The organism is Lapidilactobacillus gannanensis, from assembly GCF_003946675.1.
Lineage (GTDB): Bacteria > Bacillota > Bacilli > Lactobacillales > Lactobacillaceae > Lapidilactobacillus > Lapidilactobacillus gannanensis.
Window position 1 is genome coordinate 1 of record NZ_RHOT01000048.1, and the last position, 15,295, is coordinate 15,295.

Genomic DNA, 15,295 nt, shown 5'->3' on the forward strand with positions numbered 1-15,295 from the left:
AATACTGGAATGAAGCCGTTTAGAACTAGATACAATTTTATATTATTTCATCTGTCAACTTGACAGGGCCTAGTGCAAATGAAAATGGTGATACAGGTTATTTAGTCTGACTTTTTAACTTTTACTGTTGTTTAAATGATTAATGTTTCAGGTTCAGCTTTGGCGCCGATAGCAGATGTTTACCAACTTTTTAAGCGATGAGTGCTAGTTTTGATAATGGCGAATTGCTGCCAATAAATCAGTTTCGTTATTATAAATCGCGCCATTTAATTTAATTAAACCAGTCGTATAGAGATTTAAATAGTGAAATTGATTTTCTGCGATTGTTTGGAGTGCTGCTATTTTCTGATTGTTGTTGGCACCTTGTTGGCGAGAGTCCGTATATAAACCTAGAATTGGAATTTTGTTGGCATAGGCCACGCCAATTTCGCTGGCTACACCGGGATCGATGATTGGCCCATCTAAAACAGCAATCATTAATTGACTCCGTAAAACTTCCTCAGTATCTGCTTGCGCAATCATTTTTGAGTCGGCATAAGCTTGCTTATCATTAATGCTGGCATTTTCCTGGGGCAGGTAGAGACTGATATCTGGATTAGCGGCCCGAATCTTGGCGACTAACTGGGCATTAAAATTAAAATCAGCTTGCGAGAAGAGTGCATTGGCGAAATAGATATGCATGGCATTTGACCTCCTAAAATTATGCGGCAACCTGTGCTTCATTTAAACGGTTTTCCTTAACGATATTGTCGTAAAAGGCAGCTAGGGCTAAATTGTGGTAAGGAATGAAGTAAATGCCTAACAAGCCGGCTGTTAAGAACATTCCTAGATACCAGAAAATGAAACTGAGTTGAAAGACAAATAAATCAAATTTATGGCCTTTCATGAAGCGCCAGCTGCGACCAATTATATTGAAGTAGCCATAATTATCGCCTTCATCACTATACAATAGATAAATAGGCTGGAAAGCCAGTGATAGGATAATACCAGGAATAATCAGTAAGAAGTAACCAAAGTAAGTCAGCACACTGGTAATAATAAAGATAATCAAAATAGCCACAAAATAATCACTGGTGAATCCCTGGAATTGTTTGACAAAGGGCTTGTTTAAAGTCTCATCTTTAGGTAAGCGCAACCAGCTAAGGCTAGCAATGCTAATGCCTGCGGTGAGTAGTGTATTAATCAGCGCGCCGATAAAAGTACCGAACCATTGGCCACTATTTTGTTGGACGGTGTCATTTACATATTGTTGAGCTGAGGCGGCACTATTAATATTGCTAGCGTTTTTGTCGATTGGCATAAACATCACAATAGCCACAACCAGCAGTGTCCATAAAATAATTGCTAAAACTGTGAAAATAATCGGAATGCTATTCAGTTTAAAGGCAGTACCAAAATCGCCTCGCATTTTAGCCTTAGCTTGTTTCTTAAGGTCAGCACGGGATACTTTTTCATTCATTCTACAAAAACTCCTTTTTTTAGTTGTTATTATTATACCATTTGCAATCAGGCTCACGGGAAATTACTTTTGACCGGTTGGCTGATTGCTGCCTGCCGATTAGGGCGGCACCGTGAGATTCGAAGTAGAATGCCATCAGAACTAATTCCGGTTTAACATGATCACTAGGTTTTGAATTAGTTTGTGTAGGAAATTATTGACGCCGTTCTAATTTAACGACTGTTTCTACCCGGGCAGTTTGCGGGAATAGATCGACCATTTGCATTTTGGTGACTTGGTAAGCTTTAGTCAGCGTGACCAAATCGCGAGCTAAGGTAGATTCATTACACGAAATGTAAACGAATTTCTTTGGTGCGGCTTTGAGAATGGCTTCTATTAAGCTTGGCACTAAACCAGTGCGGGGTGGGTCAACGACTAAGGCGGAAAAGTGGGTGCCAGCAGCAATTAATTGTGGCCAAACGGTTTCGACTTGTCCGAGTTGATAACTGACATTAGTTAAATGATTGTGTTGTACATTTTGTTCAGCATCAGCAACGGCTTCAGGAATCTCTTCAATACCAACAACTTGGCGGACTTGATCAGCTAAACTAATCCCAATTGTTCCAACACCTGCGTAGGCATCCATCAAAACATCATTTCTAGTCAGCTGTAAGTAATCGCCCACGATTTGATATAGCTTCTCAGTTTGGCTTAAATTAAGCTGTAAAAATGCTCGTGGTGACAATAAGAAGCGCCGCTGACCTAATTGTTCCTCCAAATAGGGTTCGCCGGCCAATAACCAGGTTTCATCACCCCAGAATAGGCCGTCTTTAGTAGGGTTGAAGTTCTGGCTAACACTGACAACTTCCGGTAGTTGTTGCAAGATTGCTGCTAAAAGAGCGCGTTTCTGCGGCATTTTTTTTGAATTGGTGATGAAAGTTAATTGTACTTGCTGATGCAAATGCGATTCTCGGACAGCAATGGCCTTAATGATGCCAGAATTTTTTTCAGGATCATAAATTGGAATTGCTAATTCTTTTAGAATTGGTAAAATCGCACGACAAACTTTTAAAGTCAGCGGACTTTGGGTGGGCATTGTTGGCAAATCGATTAATTCTTGCGTACCTGGCCGATACAAGCCACAAATTAAACGGCCATCAGCTAATTGTCGAATCGGAAATTGTGCTTTATTGCGGTAATGCCATGGTGAAGTCATCCCTAAGGGGGCGGCTAACTCATAGTGTTGGTAGCCCCGCGGTTTGAATTTTTCCAGTGCCTGTTTGATTAGGTCATTTTTAAAAATTAATTGTTGTGGGTAGGTAATATGAGCAAGCTCTAAACCACCGACTTCACCAGCAAGTGGGGGGACGTCTTTAACGCGGTGAGGTGATGCTTTCCGCAGATGATGAATTTTCGCCTCAATGTAACGGTCAGTGACCTTAGTGGCTTCGCAGACCGCAACTTCACCGGGAATTAGTCCGGGGACAAACGTCACTTTATGTTGAAAATAACCGATGCCTTCACCGTTGATTCCCAGACGTTTCGCCGTAATGGGGAAACGCTGACCAACAGCCACATTAACTATCTCTGTCATCTTAAAACTCCTTTTTTTGTTGTGAGGGACAGCATTTTTTCGGCGCAAATAACGATTGCTTTTTGTTTGCGCCGATGAAACTAGCTTAAACATCGCTTTCAGTTAATTAGAGTCGATTGCTGTCCAGAACATGATTAAATTGAAAACATCTAAGTCATTGGCATTGATTAAGCATGTTATAATAGCGATTAGATAAGTTGTAATCGTCATAGTTACAGCTCTTAGTATAAACGATGTTACTACAGATTGCGATTTGGAGTTGAATTTATGAAGACTATTACGCAAATTACGGCTCAGAAAAAGTCCGGCCGTTACAATATTTTTCTCGATAAAAAATATGCGTTTCCTGTCAGTGAGGACGTACTGATCCGTTATAATTTACATAAGGGTTTGGCATTGACAGACCAACTACAGGCAGAAATCGCGGCGGCTGATGTTGTTGAAAAGGCATATCAATTGGCCTTAAATTATTTAAGTTATCAGTTACGAACAATTAAGGAAATGCGGCAATACTTGAAACAACATGAAGTTGAAGCTGTTGCCGTTGACCAAGTCATTGCTCGGTTAGAACAGCAGCAATATTTGGATGATGGGGCCTATGCAGTTGCCTATGTGCAAACAAATAAGCGCTTATCTTTGAAGGGCCCTCAAGTCATTCGTCAGGAACTCCGCCAAAAAGGCATTAGCGATGAAAACTTAATCGTTGATGGACTCGCTCATTATGATCAGGAAAGCTTATTAACCAACGGCCAGAAATTAGCGCAACAAATCTGGCAACGGCAACACCATGTTTCCCAACGAATTCGTGAACAAAAAGTGCGTCAAGGATTACAGCAGAAGGGCTATAGTGGTGTTGATTTTGATTTTGATTTGATTTGGGCTCAGTTGGATTTTGAGATGGATGATGAGGAAGAACAAGATGCTTTACAAATGGCTGCAGCAAAGGCGCAGCGTCATTATCAACCATTAACTGATCGTAAACAGCGGCAAAAATTTACACAATCGCTGTACCGCAAAGGCTTTGCTTTTGAGGCCATTAATAATTGGCTGGCCGATCATGAACAAGATGACTAATATATCGATTTAACGATGTGCCTGATTTGATTCTGGTTACTTCCAGTGTGAAACTAAAATGGCGCTAAGACTTCCACAATTGGAGAAGGTGGTGGCTGGGCGATTGAGAGGGCGTGGAACATGGTGGGCGTTGATCTGAGCCCCTTCTACGAACGGTCTCAGATACAAGCCTTATTCTAACCGCTGAAGCGGCAAGAATAATTTCACCATTGACGCTAATCGCCCAGCCACCACTAGGATAAACTAACAGAACTGATTACCACTGTTTAGAAAAGCAGATTGGTGTGAACTAATAGTTTGATTGACAAGTTTTGTGGCGTTAAAGAAATTAGTGTGCTACAGAATTAAAGCTTGATTATCAATTAAACTATCTTGGTTTCAGCAGTCATATTCCTGACTAATGAATTTACAAATGAAGTTTGTTATAATAAGTAAGAATTCAGTTTGCACCGGAAAGCAGGGTAAATATGCAAGTTCCCAAAGAGGGGAACTATATTGCTATCCAAAGTTACAAGCATGATGGAAGTTTGCATCGGACTTGGAAAGAAACCATGGTGCTCAAAACAAGTGATAATTCTTTGATTGGCTGCAATGATCATACCTTAGTAACGGAAGATGATGGTCGTCATTGGGTTACCCGGGAACCGGCGATTATTTTTTTCCATAAGAAATATTGGTTTAATGTGATTGCAATGATCAGAGATAATGGTGTTGCGTATTATTGTAACTTAGCAACGCCGTACGCTTTGGATCGCCAAGCGTTGAAATACATTGATTATGATTTAGACGTCAAAGTTTTTCCTGATGGGGAGAAACGGTTGCTTGACGTTGATGAGTACAAGGCACACAGCGCGTATTGGCATTATCCACCAGAAATTGACCACGTCTTAAAAGAGAATGTAAAAGTCTTGGTTGATTGGATCAATCAAGGTAAAGGACCATTTTCGCAGGCCTATGTTGATATTTGGTATCAGCGTTATCAGGAATTGTTACATCGTCGTGCTTAAATTTGGTACGTGATATAGTTCAATCAAGGCTGAAATGATTCGCTTATTTCAGCCTTTTGTTTTTCATTTTATTTGTAAGAATTATTGGGAGGTAGTATGGCAAAAAAACGCAATCGCCGTCGTTCACGTTCGCATCGACAGCAATTAAGCTTCACTTCAGTTATTGCAATTCTAATTATTGGCGCTTTAGTTTGGCTGGCACGGGATCCAAACTCGAATCAGACAGCAGTCACTAATTCCAGTAGTGTGACCACGACGCAGACAACTGATCGTAGTGCTTTAACTAGTAGCGCTGTTTCTGCACAAGCACCAACGACTAATGGTCAGACTAAAAGTCAAGCAAGGGTGGTTCAGGCTGATCAATTAGCTCAGCAGACTTATCAAGACCGGCAGATTATTCCAGTGAATCAGAACAAACCAACTTTTAGCAATGCTGATTTAAGTTTGAGTCGTGGTACTTGGCAAGATTATCATGCATTGGATCAATATAATCGAGTTGTTCAAGCCAATGCTTTAATGCAGCGCAGTAGTATGCCGACAGCGAAACGGGAACGGCTTTATATCCAACCAACTGGCTGGCATAATCGCAAAATCACTATTAACGGCAAACAAGATTACTTATATAATCGCTGCCATTTGATTGGCTATCAATTAACTGGTCAGAATAATAATCCGAAAAATTTAATGACTGGTACCCGTTCTTTAAATGATCCAGCGATGACTTACTATGAAAATGCAATGGCCAGTTACTTAAAGCAAACAAATCATCACGTTCGGTATCAAGTCACCCCGATTTTTGTTGGGAGTGAATTAGTGGCCCGTGGAATTCACATGATGGGTCAATCAATCGAGGATAATCAGATTTCGTTCAATATTTATATTTTTAACGTTCAAGCAAATTATCAAATCAATTATCAAGACGGTACTAGCAAGGCCGCTTAATTTTAAATAAGGAAGTAAGCACATGACAGTCCTGAATTTAACCACTTTTAAGCTCGTTGGCAAAGTTGCTTTAGCCACTGATATGGATCCAAATGGGAGTTTTTATTCATTTAGTCAAGAATTAGAAGCCAGTGAGCAAATGGCGCTGTTAGACGAACAACTAATGGCTAGTGCCGGCCAAAGTAATCGGCTGGGATTAGCAATTTTTGGTCCTGAGGCTTCACAGTATTGGTATGGTGTTCAAGTCCCGACTAATATTGTGACACCAACGGGCTGGACTTCTTATCAAGTTCCTGCTGGACCAGCCTTTGTCCTCACACAAGCGCAGCCTCAATATCTGGCGCAAGTAGGTGTCAATTATAAGATGGACCAAGTTTACGATGCTGCTGCCAAAGCTAAAGTGGCATTACCAGATAGTTTGGGCCATGCCCAGTTACCATTTTTCGTGGAAAAAATGACGTTTAAAACAAATCTTGATGAATTGACTAGCCAAAGCTATGCAATTTATCAAAGTCCTGAAATGGCAGCATTAGAAGATTAGCAGTCCATACAAAAAAGAGAGTGTGATCAAAGGCGGCTAGCTGATGATCATTAACGTAAAGTACCGAGCAATTCTGATAAAGAATTGCTCGGTATTTTCGCGTTTGCTGATTGATGTTTAACATGGTGGCTGCATACTTTCAAATCTGTTTTGAAACAATATGCTGGGGCTAACTAGTTTCAATGTTGCAGTAAAAACCAACTACTGATTACGGCAATTACTACTAGCACCGTGGTTGCAGTGAGAAACCAATGACGATATTTCGGTGTCCGCCAATTGCTGTAGGTCAGCATGCCGGCAAAGCAACTTAACAAAATTGTAATCCCGGCGATCAATAATAAACCAAAATTCATTTTGCCCAGTTTCCTTTCCGGAAGAGTGGGACAACTTCGCCGGTTTTGGTTAAACCATCAATGTTCATTTCGGCGGAGCCAACCATGAAGTCTACGTGTACTTGACTGACGTTCAGACCGGCTTTTTGTAACTGCAGTTTATTTAGTTTGGTACCATTTTTAACGGAGAAGGGATAAGCTGCGCCTAAGGCTAAGTGGTCCGAAGCATTTTCGTCAAATAAAGTGTTATAGAAAATCAAGCCTGATTGGGAAATTGGTGATTGATCTGGTACTAAAGCAACTTCCCCTAAATGACGTGCACCTTCATCAGTGGCCAATAATTGCTCTAAGGTTGCTTGACCCTGCTTGGCAGTTGCTGCGATAACTTGGCCATTTTTAAACGTCAATTGGAGACCTGATAAAACTGTGCCCGCATAACTCAGTGGTTTGGTTGAGCTAACGGTGCCATCAACGCGCAGCCAATCTGGCGCTGTGAAAACTTCTTCAGTTGGCATGTTAGGAATAAAATATTCACCTTGAGTATTAGTGGCCCCCGCGGCTTCCCAAATATGATTTTTAGGTAAGCCAATGGTGAGATCAGTTCCAGGTGCTTGATAGTGGAGTGCATCAAATTGATATTGATTAAGCCTGGCTGCTCGTGCGCTTAAATCATCGCGGTGTTGTTGCCAAGCAGCGATTGGATCGGGCTGGTCAACCCGATTGGCTTTAAAAATAGCCTGCCACAATTCTTCAGTTGCTGCTTCAGCAGTTAACTGAGGAAAAACTTTTTGGGCCCAAGCTGGACTGGCAGCAGCAATAATTAGCCAGCTTAGTTGATTATTCTGGGTCGCATTACGAACGGCTGCAAGTCCCTTACTTTGTCGCTGTTGATAGGCAGCAATTTTCTCAGTGGGGATCCCTTGAAGTGCAGCAGGATCAGTTGAAACAACCACTAAACGTTTAACATGGTTAGTCGCAATAAATTGCAATTGTTCCTCTTGATAAGGCAGGGATGTTTGTAAGTCTGCGGCACTTTGATAAGTTAAATCCAGCCGCTGTAGCTGATCGTCTTGCCACTGGACCATAACTTTACGAGCGCCGGCCTGATAAGCAGCTTCAACCAATAAATGTGCTAAATTGGCTTGGTCAAGATTAATGGTTAGATGGAGCCAGTCACCAGACTGAATTTGAAGTCCTAATTTAATTGCTAAATTAGCGTAGGCTGCCAGTTTGTTTTGAAATGATGTGTTTGTCATGTGACACCAACTTTCTATTTGATGGTACTTCTTAATGAGTTTAAAAGTCATAATTTCAGTAGTAACTAAATTCCTAATCACCGGAACTGTTTCGATGCGGCGAGTAGTGTGATAATTAAAATTAGTGCCATTGCTATAAAAGGCTAACTGCTGCTAAAGCTAATTCTAAGGCAATCGCAATGCTATCACCGCCAAAATTACGTTGCGAATAATTACTGGTGTCAGCTAAAGTATCCGCAGTATAAAGCAGCTCACCCCAGGTAGCGCCGCGGAATTGGGCACAAGCTGCCAGCCCGGCACATTCCATTTCAACAACTTGACAGCCTTCATTAACGCGATACTTGATCATGTATGGTGTTTCTCGGAAAAAACCATCAGTGGTCCAAGTTTTTGTCTCGGTAAATTTCAACTGATGCGCAGTTAAAGCATCCTTGATTGCTTGATTGGCGCTGGCATTAGTTTTGAGATCTCGAGTAGGTGCTAGATAGTGATAGGAAATGCCTTCATCGCGCAATGCAGTTGTCGGAATCAACCACTCATTTTCAGGAATATCAACTAAAGTACCGCAAGAGCCAGTTGAAATGATTTTTCGGACGCCATTTTAAATCAGATAGTCCAGCAACTGAACAGCGGGAGCGGCACCAACTGGCGCTTGGCAAAGGCAAATTTTCTGACCGTGATAATCGTATTCATAAATTGGATAAAGTTTGGTCGCACTGTCGAATTCAGTCAAGACCTTGGCATGATGTGTTTCCGCGTAAGTGGACACCTCATCACGCAGAAAAGCAAAAACTGCACGTTCTGGGAATTCATGATGATCAGTTTCAGCGTCTTCAATAATTGATGATTTAGCAGAATCATATTCCAAAATTGGAAATTCATTTTTAACAACTGGCATTGGCTTCAGTTCTTTCTTAGATAATATTATTATCTAAGGTACCACAAAACGACTAAAAATTGCAGGTAATCGGGAAATTAGGCCCGGATAAATGTTAATTCAAGTCAGATAGGTGCTTCTTTTTTTGTTGTTCAATGTACCAGTAATTTAGCTAAATCAAGTTATCTTGCTGTAATTGTCTTAAAGACTAACAACTGTGTATTTCCAGAGGGAATAGTGTCAGAACAAGCTCTGTTTAAATAATGCTGTCATTATTTTCAAGTTCTTGAACTTTAATTAAGAATTAAACCTATTTTTTGCGTAATTAAAAAAGCCAGGGATAAAATCCCCAGCTTTTTAGGCATCTCAGAAAGTTATGTGTTAGTCTTTGTTATCTTTAATGATTTTTTCAGTTTGTGTCTGGAGCGTATCAAGAGACTTTTTAACTGGTTCATTCTTAGTTAACATGGCATCAACTGAGTCCAATAACTTCGTCCGATATTCGGAGAAGCCTTTGAATGCATTGGATTGGAAACCGTCAGGTAATGAATCAACAGCAGCTTGGTTATAAGGCTTAGCAGCAAGATACTTCTTGAAAGCGTCAGTCTTAGTTGCTGATTCACGTAATGGCACGTAACCGGTTAAGGTTGCCCATTTTGAGGTTTCGTTCTTTGACATTAAGTATTTCATGAATGCCCAAGCGCCTTTTTTCTGGTCAGAGCTACCACTCTTGAACATAACAATGTCGTTACCGGCAATTTCAGTAGCCTTCTTGCCATTGTATGTTGGTAATGGCATTGTGCCCCACTTCATTGACTTAGGAGCCTGTGCGACCATTTGTGTCACACCTGCAGAAGAGCCAGCGTAGAAAGCGGACTTGCCTTGAGTGAATGCTTGTGTCCAGTAGAAGTCTTCACCAGCTGTCTTTGCAGTACCGTCATTTACCATATCCATGATAAAGTTAGCAGCTTTCAAAGAATCAGCTGAGTTCAAATTGACTTTGAGGTTCTTACTGATCAAAGGATTACCGGCTTGACGAGCCAAGCCTTCAAATTCCATATCCCATGATTTATCAAAGCCCATTGCGTAGACGTTATCTTTCTTCAAGATCTCGCCATCTTTAGCAATTTCTTCCCAGCTCGTAGGTTTTTCAAGATTGTATTTGTCCAAAATATCTTGGTTGTAGTAAAGTACCCGAACTGATTTACTGAACGGTACTGAATAGTACTTACCTTGATATTTTGAGCTACTTAGGAATGAAGGATAAATATCTTTCAAGTCAGAATCAGATAATGCATTGCTGCCCTTGATCATGTAATTATCTAAAGGTTCCAACAAGTGGTTCTCAGTGTAATCGGGAACAGTTGTATATGTGGTCTGAGAGATCGTTGGTAAGCTGTTTGATTTGGCAGCGGCCATGATCTTTTGTTGAAGCTGAGTGTAGTTACCTTGTGATGTGCCCACAACTTTATATTTGGACTGTGATTTGTTGAAATCAGAAATGATTTCGTTGACGGCCTTTTGATAAGGACCAGTCATCCCATGCCAAAAGGTGATTTTAACAGGAGCAGCTGATTTAGAACTAGTGCTATCTTTAGCAGCTGAATTGCCACATCCTGCTAACGTGAAAACTAAACCCAAAGAAGCGACTGCGAATAATGCGCGTTGCCAACTTTTTTTCTTCATTACTTAAACCTATCCTTTCAATCCTGTTTTTGAGATGCCTGCAATAATATACTTCTGTAAAAAGAGGTATAGGATTACCATTGGTAAAATGACGAACGTCGATGCGGCCATTAATTGCGCATAGTTGGTACCTGCATCCCCAGTAAAAGCCTGTAACCCAACAGGCAAGGTCCGCAAGTTTTCAGAATTCGTGACGATTAATGGCCACATGAATGAATTCCAAGAACCAATGACTTGCAAAACGGTAACCGCGGTAATAGTCGATTTAGAGATGGGCACTAGCACATGCCATAAGTAATGCCAATCGCTAGCACCATCAATTTTGGCTGCATAATAGAGTTGGTCAGGAACGGATTGGAAATTCTGTCTTAAAGTGAAAACAGTGAAGAAACTGGCCAACCACGGCACAATTAACGCCGCGTAAGTGTTGACTAAGTGTAATTTCGATAAAGTAACGAAGTTCGGAATGATTAGCATTTCTACGGGAACCATCATCGTGCCCAGAAAAATAACGAAGATGATATTTTTACCATAGAAATTCAATCGTGAAAAGGCGAAGGCCGCTAGAATACTGGTAAATAATTGGCCCACTGTCGTAACAGTGGTGACAAAAATACTGTTCAAGAAATATTGGGCAAATGGTGCTGCTTTGAAGGCATCAATGTAGTTGCTAAATTGAAGTTGCTTCGGTATCCAAATTGGTGGAATTTTAACAGTTTCAGGTTGCGTTTTAAGCGAGGTTGATAGCATCCACAGGAATGGCATTAACATAATGATCCCGCCGAGAATCAAAATCACATAGCGCAGAACCATGGCAATTTTAACTTTCATAAGTCTTCGTTAACCCCCTTAATAATGAACATGTTTCTTGCTGTACGATAATTGAATTACCGTTACTACCAGAATCATGAAGAACAAGACCACGCCACTTGCGGCAGCGATGCCGTATTTCCATTCGGTGTAGAATTTCTGATAGAGATAATACACAATGGTGAGCGCTGACTTACTGGGACCAGGGTTCCCATTAAAGAGGGCAAAGATTTGATCGAAAGCTTTGAAACTGCCAATCACACCATTGATTGTCACGAGGAAGGTGATTGGTGATAATAATGGCAGTGTGACATTGGTAAATTGATGCCATGAATTAGCACCATCAATTTTGGCAGCTTGATAGTAACGCTCGTTGATGCTGTTCAAACCGACTAAGAAGAGCACGATGTTAAAACCAAGGTTCTTCCAAATACTCATGATAATCAGTGACAACATGGCATACTTAGGACTTTCCAACCAAGAAATTGGATTGACGCCGAACAAACTTAAGAAGTAGTTCAACAAACCATAATCGCTGTTGTAGATCCAATGCCAAACCTGAGCAATAGCAACGGTACTGGTTACAAATGGTAAGAAGTATACCGTCCGGAATAAACCGGAAAGCCATTTGATTTTATTGAGGAGTAGGGCGATGACTAAGGAGATAATAACCGTTAGGGGAACAACGCCGACAACGAAAATCAGTGTATTCTTAACGGCAATATGGAAATCAGGATCACTAAAAATAAATTTAAAGTTATCCCAACCAATTCGTGAGACCTTATCCGTGAAAAAATCATATTTTGTATAAAAACTCATCATAAATGACTTGATGATTGGATAAATATTAAAGGTCACAGTGATCAGCAACATTGGCAATAAATAAAGAAATGCTTTTGCGGTTGATTTTAGTGTTGGCTTCTCATTTAACATCCTGATCACCGCCAAAGATTCGTTTGCCGTCTTGATCAAACAAGTAGAAACCTGACTTTTGTAAGTAGAGTGTTAATTTTTGCTCTTTTTCTAACGTGTTTTCGATTTCTGTGGTCAATAATTTCTTGCCGTGGAAGTCTAATTGGGCATTTTTTTCACGACCATATTTTTCAAATTCTTTGACCGTGGTTTCAATTGCGGCAATTGTGTCATCGCCGGAATCGTGATCTTGTAACGCTTCTGGACGAATGCCCACGCTAACAGCCTGTTTAAGAATATCGGCAGGTACATGTTGATCAAGCTCACCTTGGAAGTCAGCTATTGCTAAAGTATTGATGACTGGTTCGCCGATAAATTTAGCGACAAATAAGTTACTTGGATTATCATACAAGGTTTCAGCTGAACTGAATTGTTGCATGTCGCCATTGTTCAATACCATAATGTGGTCAGAAATGTGGAGTGCTTCGTCTTGATCATGAGTAACAAAGATAGTTGTGACACCAGTTTCTTGTTGAATCCGCCGAATTTCTTCACGCATTTCAATTCGCAAACGCGCATCAAGGTTAGATAGAGGTTCATCAAGTAATAATAGGCTAGGTTCCTTGGCTAAAGCCCGAGCAATTGCCACCCGTTGTTGTTGACCACCGGAAAGTGCACCAGGTTTTTTGTTGATTTGGTCTTCAACATGAACTAGCTTGGCAAGTTCCAATGCTCGTTTTTTACGTTCTGGCTTTTTAACTTTTGCCATTTTTAGTGGGAACATAATGTTCTCCAAAACGGTTAGGTGTGGATATAATGCATAGTTTTGGAAGACCATGCCCACTTTACGTGCTAATGCATCTTGTTTAGTAACATCCTTATCACCAAAGAAAATTTTCCCTGAGGTTGGTGCTAATAAACCAGAAATCATCATTAGCGTTGTTGATTTTCCGCAACCACTTGGTCCTAAAATCGAAACCAAGGTGCCCTCTGGAATCGTAAAATTCAAATGATGGAGAATTTCCCGGGTCCCATCATATGAAAGTGAGACATCTTTGAAGGTAACTTCCAACTGTTTCGCCCCTTTAAAAATTGTTTTTTGACCACAAGATAACAGTTAAGTCTAAAAATATCTTACAACATTTTGTGGTTAATGTCTTGGAAACTTTGGAAATTTTCGTCGTTTTTTTCGCCGTGAATTAAATAACTTTTGGTGAAACGATGGCGGTTTCACAACTTTATGAATGCTAGTTTAAACAAATCGCATGCATGGTCTAATTTGGTGGCGCTTTTAATACTCAAAAAATATCCATTACTAATTAAAAATGAGGTGTTACTGATGACTTCAATGACAAAAGTAGCAATTATGCTTGCCGTTAAGCAGGATTTATCAATTCAACGTCGCACACACTACACTATTAATGAGTTGACGCATTCTGTGCAAGTGTCACGTTCCACATTGTATTATCATTTTCATGGTGGTTTGCCAGAGACCTTCAATTTTACTTTTCAACAGGAGATTTTAGTGCCAATTCAGGTCCACCAATTAGATTGGCCAGCAACGGTTCGTTTTCTCCTGCGTTACATTGCTCAGCACCAAATGCTAGTTAAAAATATGTATGCGTTAAGTGATTGGCACGAGTTTATGGCGATTCAGCCAGCATTAGCTCAGACGCTACTGAATAATTATGATCAATTTGGGAAGACAACTAATTCAGTCGTTTTGTTAGCACAATTGCAGATGCTTTGCAGTGCCTTGCTGTTTGAATTGCAATTATGGTTGCTTGATAATTTTGATGAAGATTGGCATCTGATTCAGCAACGAGTCGCTGTCTTCGACCAAAATTTAGCCAATCCGGCCACTTTGTCTAAAAATTGCACATTATCTGCTAAGTAACAGTTGTGTCGGCTAATATTAGCAGTTATGATGAAGCCATCACCAGTTGAGGAATCGCTAAATTCCGAAATCAACCGGACCGCTTGTTGGAGGATTTTAAAGTAGTCGAGCGATTTTTGGTAGTTTCTGTTAGAATAGGGACGAGTAATTAACTTATTCTGAGGTGAGAAATTTGATCCGACCAGCAAAATTAGCTGATGCACAACAGGCAATTCCTATCTTGATGCAAATTATTCATGATATGGAAATTCCTGTGGTTAAATCAGTTGGCGAAGATAAGATTCAAGATTTATTAATTGATGCTTTTGCAGCACCTGATTATCGTTATGGTTATCCCCAAATGTTAGTTTACGTTGACGAGCAAACGGATAAAGTTCTGGGGATTTGTGTCGGTTATCCAGCAGCTAAAGAAGCCAATATTGATGATGGCTTACGGCCGTATTTGGCTAATCATGGATTACCAGCAGATTTTGCGATGTTCTCTGATGTTGAAGCACAACCAGGTGAATGGTACTTAGATTCATTAGCTGTTGCGCCGGATGCACAAGGTCAGGGCATTGGTGGTCAATTATTAGATTACTTAAATGATTGGTTGAAGCAAAAAGGTGAGACGCTGATTAGTTTAAACGTGGATTTGGGCAATCCTAAAGCTAAACGAGTTTATACTCATCATGGTTTCGTAAAAGATAGTGAAATTATGATTGGTTCACATCGTTACGAACATTTGCTGCGACCAATTAAATAGAGCGTCAAGAGTCAAAAGTTTTTAAGATGCTCTGCAAGAACTTTAACTGGTGAATCTTAACCAAAAAACGTTCAATTCATTTTAGAATTGAACGTTTTTTGGTTGATTTCTTATGTAGAAATGCAACCACAAGTTTTACTTGTGGGGGTCAGAGAAGCTTTAGCGAAAAAAACATCCTTTCAGT

15 protein-coding genes and 1 pseudogene are annotated in these 15,295 nt (G+C 40.4%); 6 read left to right on the forward strand and 10 right to left on the reverse strand.

The genetic code is table 11. The annotated features are described in order from the left end of the window. Nucleotides 1-204: 204 nt before the first annotated feature. The 3 genes from EKM81_RS10125 to rlmD form a co-directional block, all read right to left on the reverse strand. Nucleotides 205-681, reverse strand: a complete 477-nt coding sequence (locus EKM81_RS10125; protein WP_125651331.1) for a nucleoside 2-deoxyribosyltransferase — start codon at nt 679-681, stop codon at nt 205-207. Nucleotides 682-700: 19 nt separating this feature from the next. Further along, on the reverse strand, nt 701-1,459 hold the full coding sequence (locus tag EKM81_RS10130; RefSeq protein WP_125651333.1) for a DUF975 family protein: 759 nt from the start codon (nt 1,457-1,459) through the stop codon (nt 701-703). A 193-nt stretch (nt 1,460-1,652) separates the two neighbouring features. Then, a complete protein-coding gene (gene rlmD, locus EKM81_RS10135) occupies nt 1,653-3,125 on the reverse strand; it encodes a 23S rRNA (uracil(1939)-C(5))-methyltransferase RlmD (RefSeq protein WP_379880706.1) in 1,473 nt (490 codons plus the stop codon). A gap of 174 nt (nt 3,126-3,299) precedes the next feature. Between rlmD and recX the strand changes: the two genes are divergently transcribed. The 4 genes from recX (at nt 3,300) to EKM81_RS10155 (ending at nt 6,596) form a co-directional block, all read left to right on the forward strand. Continuing rightward, nucleotides 3,300-4,106 (forward strand): recombination regulator RecX, encoded by an 807-nt coding sequence (gene recX, locus EKM81_RS10140; RefSeq protein WP_125651337.1) that lies wholly within the window; start codon nt 3,300-3,302, stop codon nt 4,104-4,106. 467 nt (nt 4,107-4,573) lie between these two features. Further along, nucleotides 4,574-5,113, forward strand: coding sequence for a nucleoside tri-diphosphate phosphatase (gene ntdP, locus EKM81_RS10145; RefSeq protein WP_125651339.1), 540 nt, complete (start codon nt 4,574-4,576; stop codon nt 5,111-5,113). A 96-nt stretch (nt 5,114-5,209) separates the two neighbouring features. Further along, nucleotides 5,210-6,055: a DNA/RNA non-specific endonuclease gene (locus EKM81_RS10150; protein ID WP_125651341.1), complete on the forward strand. Its 846-nt coding sequence runs from the start codon at nt 5,210-5,212 to the stop codon at nt 6,053-6,055. Nucleotides 6,056-6,077: 22 nt separating this feature from the next. After that, a complete protein-coding gene (locus tag EKM81_RS10155; protein ID WP_125651343.1) occupies nt 6,078-6,596 on the forward strand; it encodes a hypothetical protein in 519 nt (172 codons plus the stop codon). 179 nt (nt 6,597-6,775) lie between these two features. On the opposite strand, the gene EKM81_RS11235 is transcribed toward EKM81_RS10155, so the two are convergent. The 7 genes and pseudogenes from EKM81_RS11235 to EKM81_RS10185 form a co-directional block, all read right to left on the reverse strand. Further along, complete coding sequence (locus tag EKM81_RS11235; protein ID WP_164509296.1) at nt 6,776-6,949, reverse strand: hypothetical protein; 174 nt, start codon at nt 6,947-6,949, stop codon at nt 6,776-6,778. Continuing rightward, nucleotides 6,946-8,184 (reverse strand): aminopeptidase, encoded by a 1,239-nt coding sequence (locus EKM81_RS10160; RefSeq protein WP_125651345.1) that lies wholly within the window; start codon nt 8,182-8,184, stop codon nt 6,946-6,948. The genes EKM81_RS11235 and EKM81_RS10160 overlap by 4 nt, the downstream gene beginning before the upstream one ends. Before the next feature lie 133 nt (nt 8,185-8,317). Beyond that, nucleotides 8,318-9,082: pseudogene (locus tag EKM81_RS11605) on the reverse strand (nucleoside phosphorylase). Between the two features lie 360 nt (nt 9,083-9,442). Next, on the reverse strand, nt 9,443-10,747 hold the full coding sequence (locus EKM81_RS10170; protein ID WP_125651347.1) for an ABC transporter substrate-binding protein: 1,305 nt from the start codon (nt 10,745-10,747) through the stop codon (nt 9,443-9,445). A 9-nt stretch (nt 10,748-10,756) separates the two neighbouring features. Then, nucleotides 10,757-11,578 carry a carbohydrate ABC transporter permease gene (locus EKM81_RS10175; RefSeq protein ID WP_125651349.1) on the reverse strand — a complete coding sequence of 274 codons (822 nt, stop codon included), beginning with the start codon at nt 11,576-11,578 and terminating at the stop codon, nt 10,757-10,759. Between the two features lie 18 nt (nt 11,579-11,596). Further along, a complete protein-coding gene (locus tag EKM81_RS10180) occupies nt 11,597-12,490 on the reverse strand; it encodes a carbohydrate ABC transporter permease (RefSeq protein WP_125651351.1) in 894 nt (297 codons plus the stop codon). Continuing rightward, nucleotides 12,480-13,541, reverse strand: coding sequence for an ABC transporter ATP-binding protein (locus EKM81_RS10185; RefSeq protein ID WP_125651353.1), 1,062 nt, complete (start codon nt 13,539-13,541; stop codon nt 12,480-12,482). The genes EKM81_RS10180 and EKM81_RS10185 overlap by 11 nt, the downstream gene beginning before the upstream one ends. A gap of 267 nt (nt 13,542-13,808) precedes the next feature. Between EKM81_RS10185 and EKM81_RS10190 the strand changes: the two genes are divergently transcribed. Further along, nucleotides 13,809-14,366: a hypothetical protein gene (locus EKM81_RS10190; RefSeq protein ID WP_125651355.1), complete on the forward strand. Its 558-nt coding sequence runs from the start codon at nt 13,809-13,811 to the stop codon at nt 14,364-14,366. A gap of 172 nt (nt 14,367-14,538) precedes the next feature. Beyond that, nucleotides 14,539-15,111, forward strand: coding sequence for a GNAT family N-acetyltransferase (locus tag EKM81_RS10195; RefSeq protein ID WP_125651357.1), 573 nt, complete (start codon nt 14,539-14,541; stop codon nt 15,109-15,111). Nucleotides 15,112-15,295 lie beyond the last annotated feature (184 nt).

What these genes read in the sequence shown, in the direction of transcription:
- EKM81_RS10160 (WP_125651345.1), bottom strand. Translation starts at nt 8,184, where the DNA reads ATGACAAACACATCATTTCAAAACAAACTGGCAGCCTACGCTAATTTA.
- EKM81_RS11235 (WP_164509296.1), bottom strand. Translation starts at nt 6,949, where the DNA reads ATGAATTTTGGTTTATTATTGATCGCCGGGATTACAATTTTGTTAAGT.
- EKM81_RS10180 (WP_125651351.1), bottom strand. Translation starts at nt 12,490, where the DNA reads ATGTTAAATGAGAAGCCAACACTAAAATCAACCGCAAAAGCATTTCTT.
- EKM81_RS10155 (WP_125651343.1), top strand. Translation starts at nt 6,078, where the DNA reads ATGACAGTCCTGAATTTAACCACTTTTAAGCTCGTTGGCAAAGTTGCT.
- EKM81_RS10125 (WP_125651331.1), bottom strand. Translation starts at nt 681, where the DNA reads ATGCATATCTATTTCGCCAATGCACTCTTCTCGCAAGCTGATTTTAAT.
- EKM81_RS10170 (WP_125651347.1), bottom strand. Translation starts at nt 10,747, where the DNA reads ATGAAGAAAAAAAGTTGGCAACGCGCATTATTCGCAGTCGCTTCTTTG.
- rlmD (WP_379880706.1), bottom strand. Translation starts at nt 3,125, where the DNA reads ATGTTTAAGCTAGTTTCATCGGCGCAAACAAAAAGCAATCGTTATTTG.
- ntdP (WP_125651339.1), top strand. Translation starts at nt 4,574, where the DNA reads ATGCAAGTTCCCAAAGAGGGGAACTATATTGCTATCCAAAGTTACAAG.
- EKM81_RS10130 (WP_125651333.1), bottom strand. Translation starts at nt 1,459, where the DNA reads ATGAATGAAAAAGTATCCCGTGCTGACCTTAAGAAACAAGCTAAGGCT.
- EKM81_RS10175 (WP_125651349.1), bottom strand. Translation starts at nt 11,578, where the DNA reads ATGAAAGTTAAAATTGCCATGGTTCTGCGCTATGTGATTTTGATTCTC.
- EKM81_RS10190 (WP_125651355.1), top strand. Translation starts at nt 13,809, where the DNA reads ATGACTTCAATGACAAAAGTAGCAATTATGCTTGCCGTTAAGCAGGAT.
- EKM81_RS10150 (WP_125651341.1), top strand. Translation starts at nt 5,210, where the DNA reads ATGGCAAAAAAACGCAATCGCCGTCGTTCACGTTCGCATCGACAGCAA.
- recX (WP_125651337.1), top strand. Translation starts at nt 3,300, where the DNA reads ATGAAGACTATTACGCAAATTACGGCTCAGAAAAAGTCCGGCCGTTAC.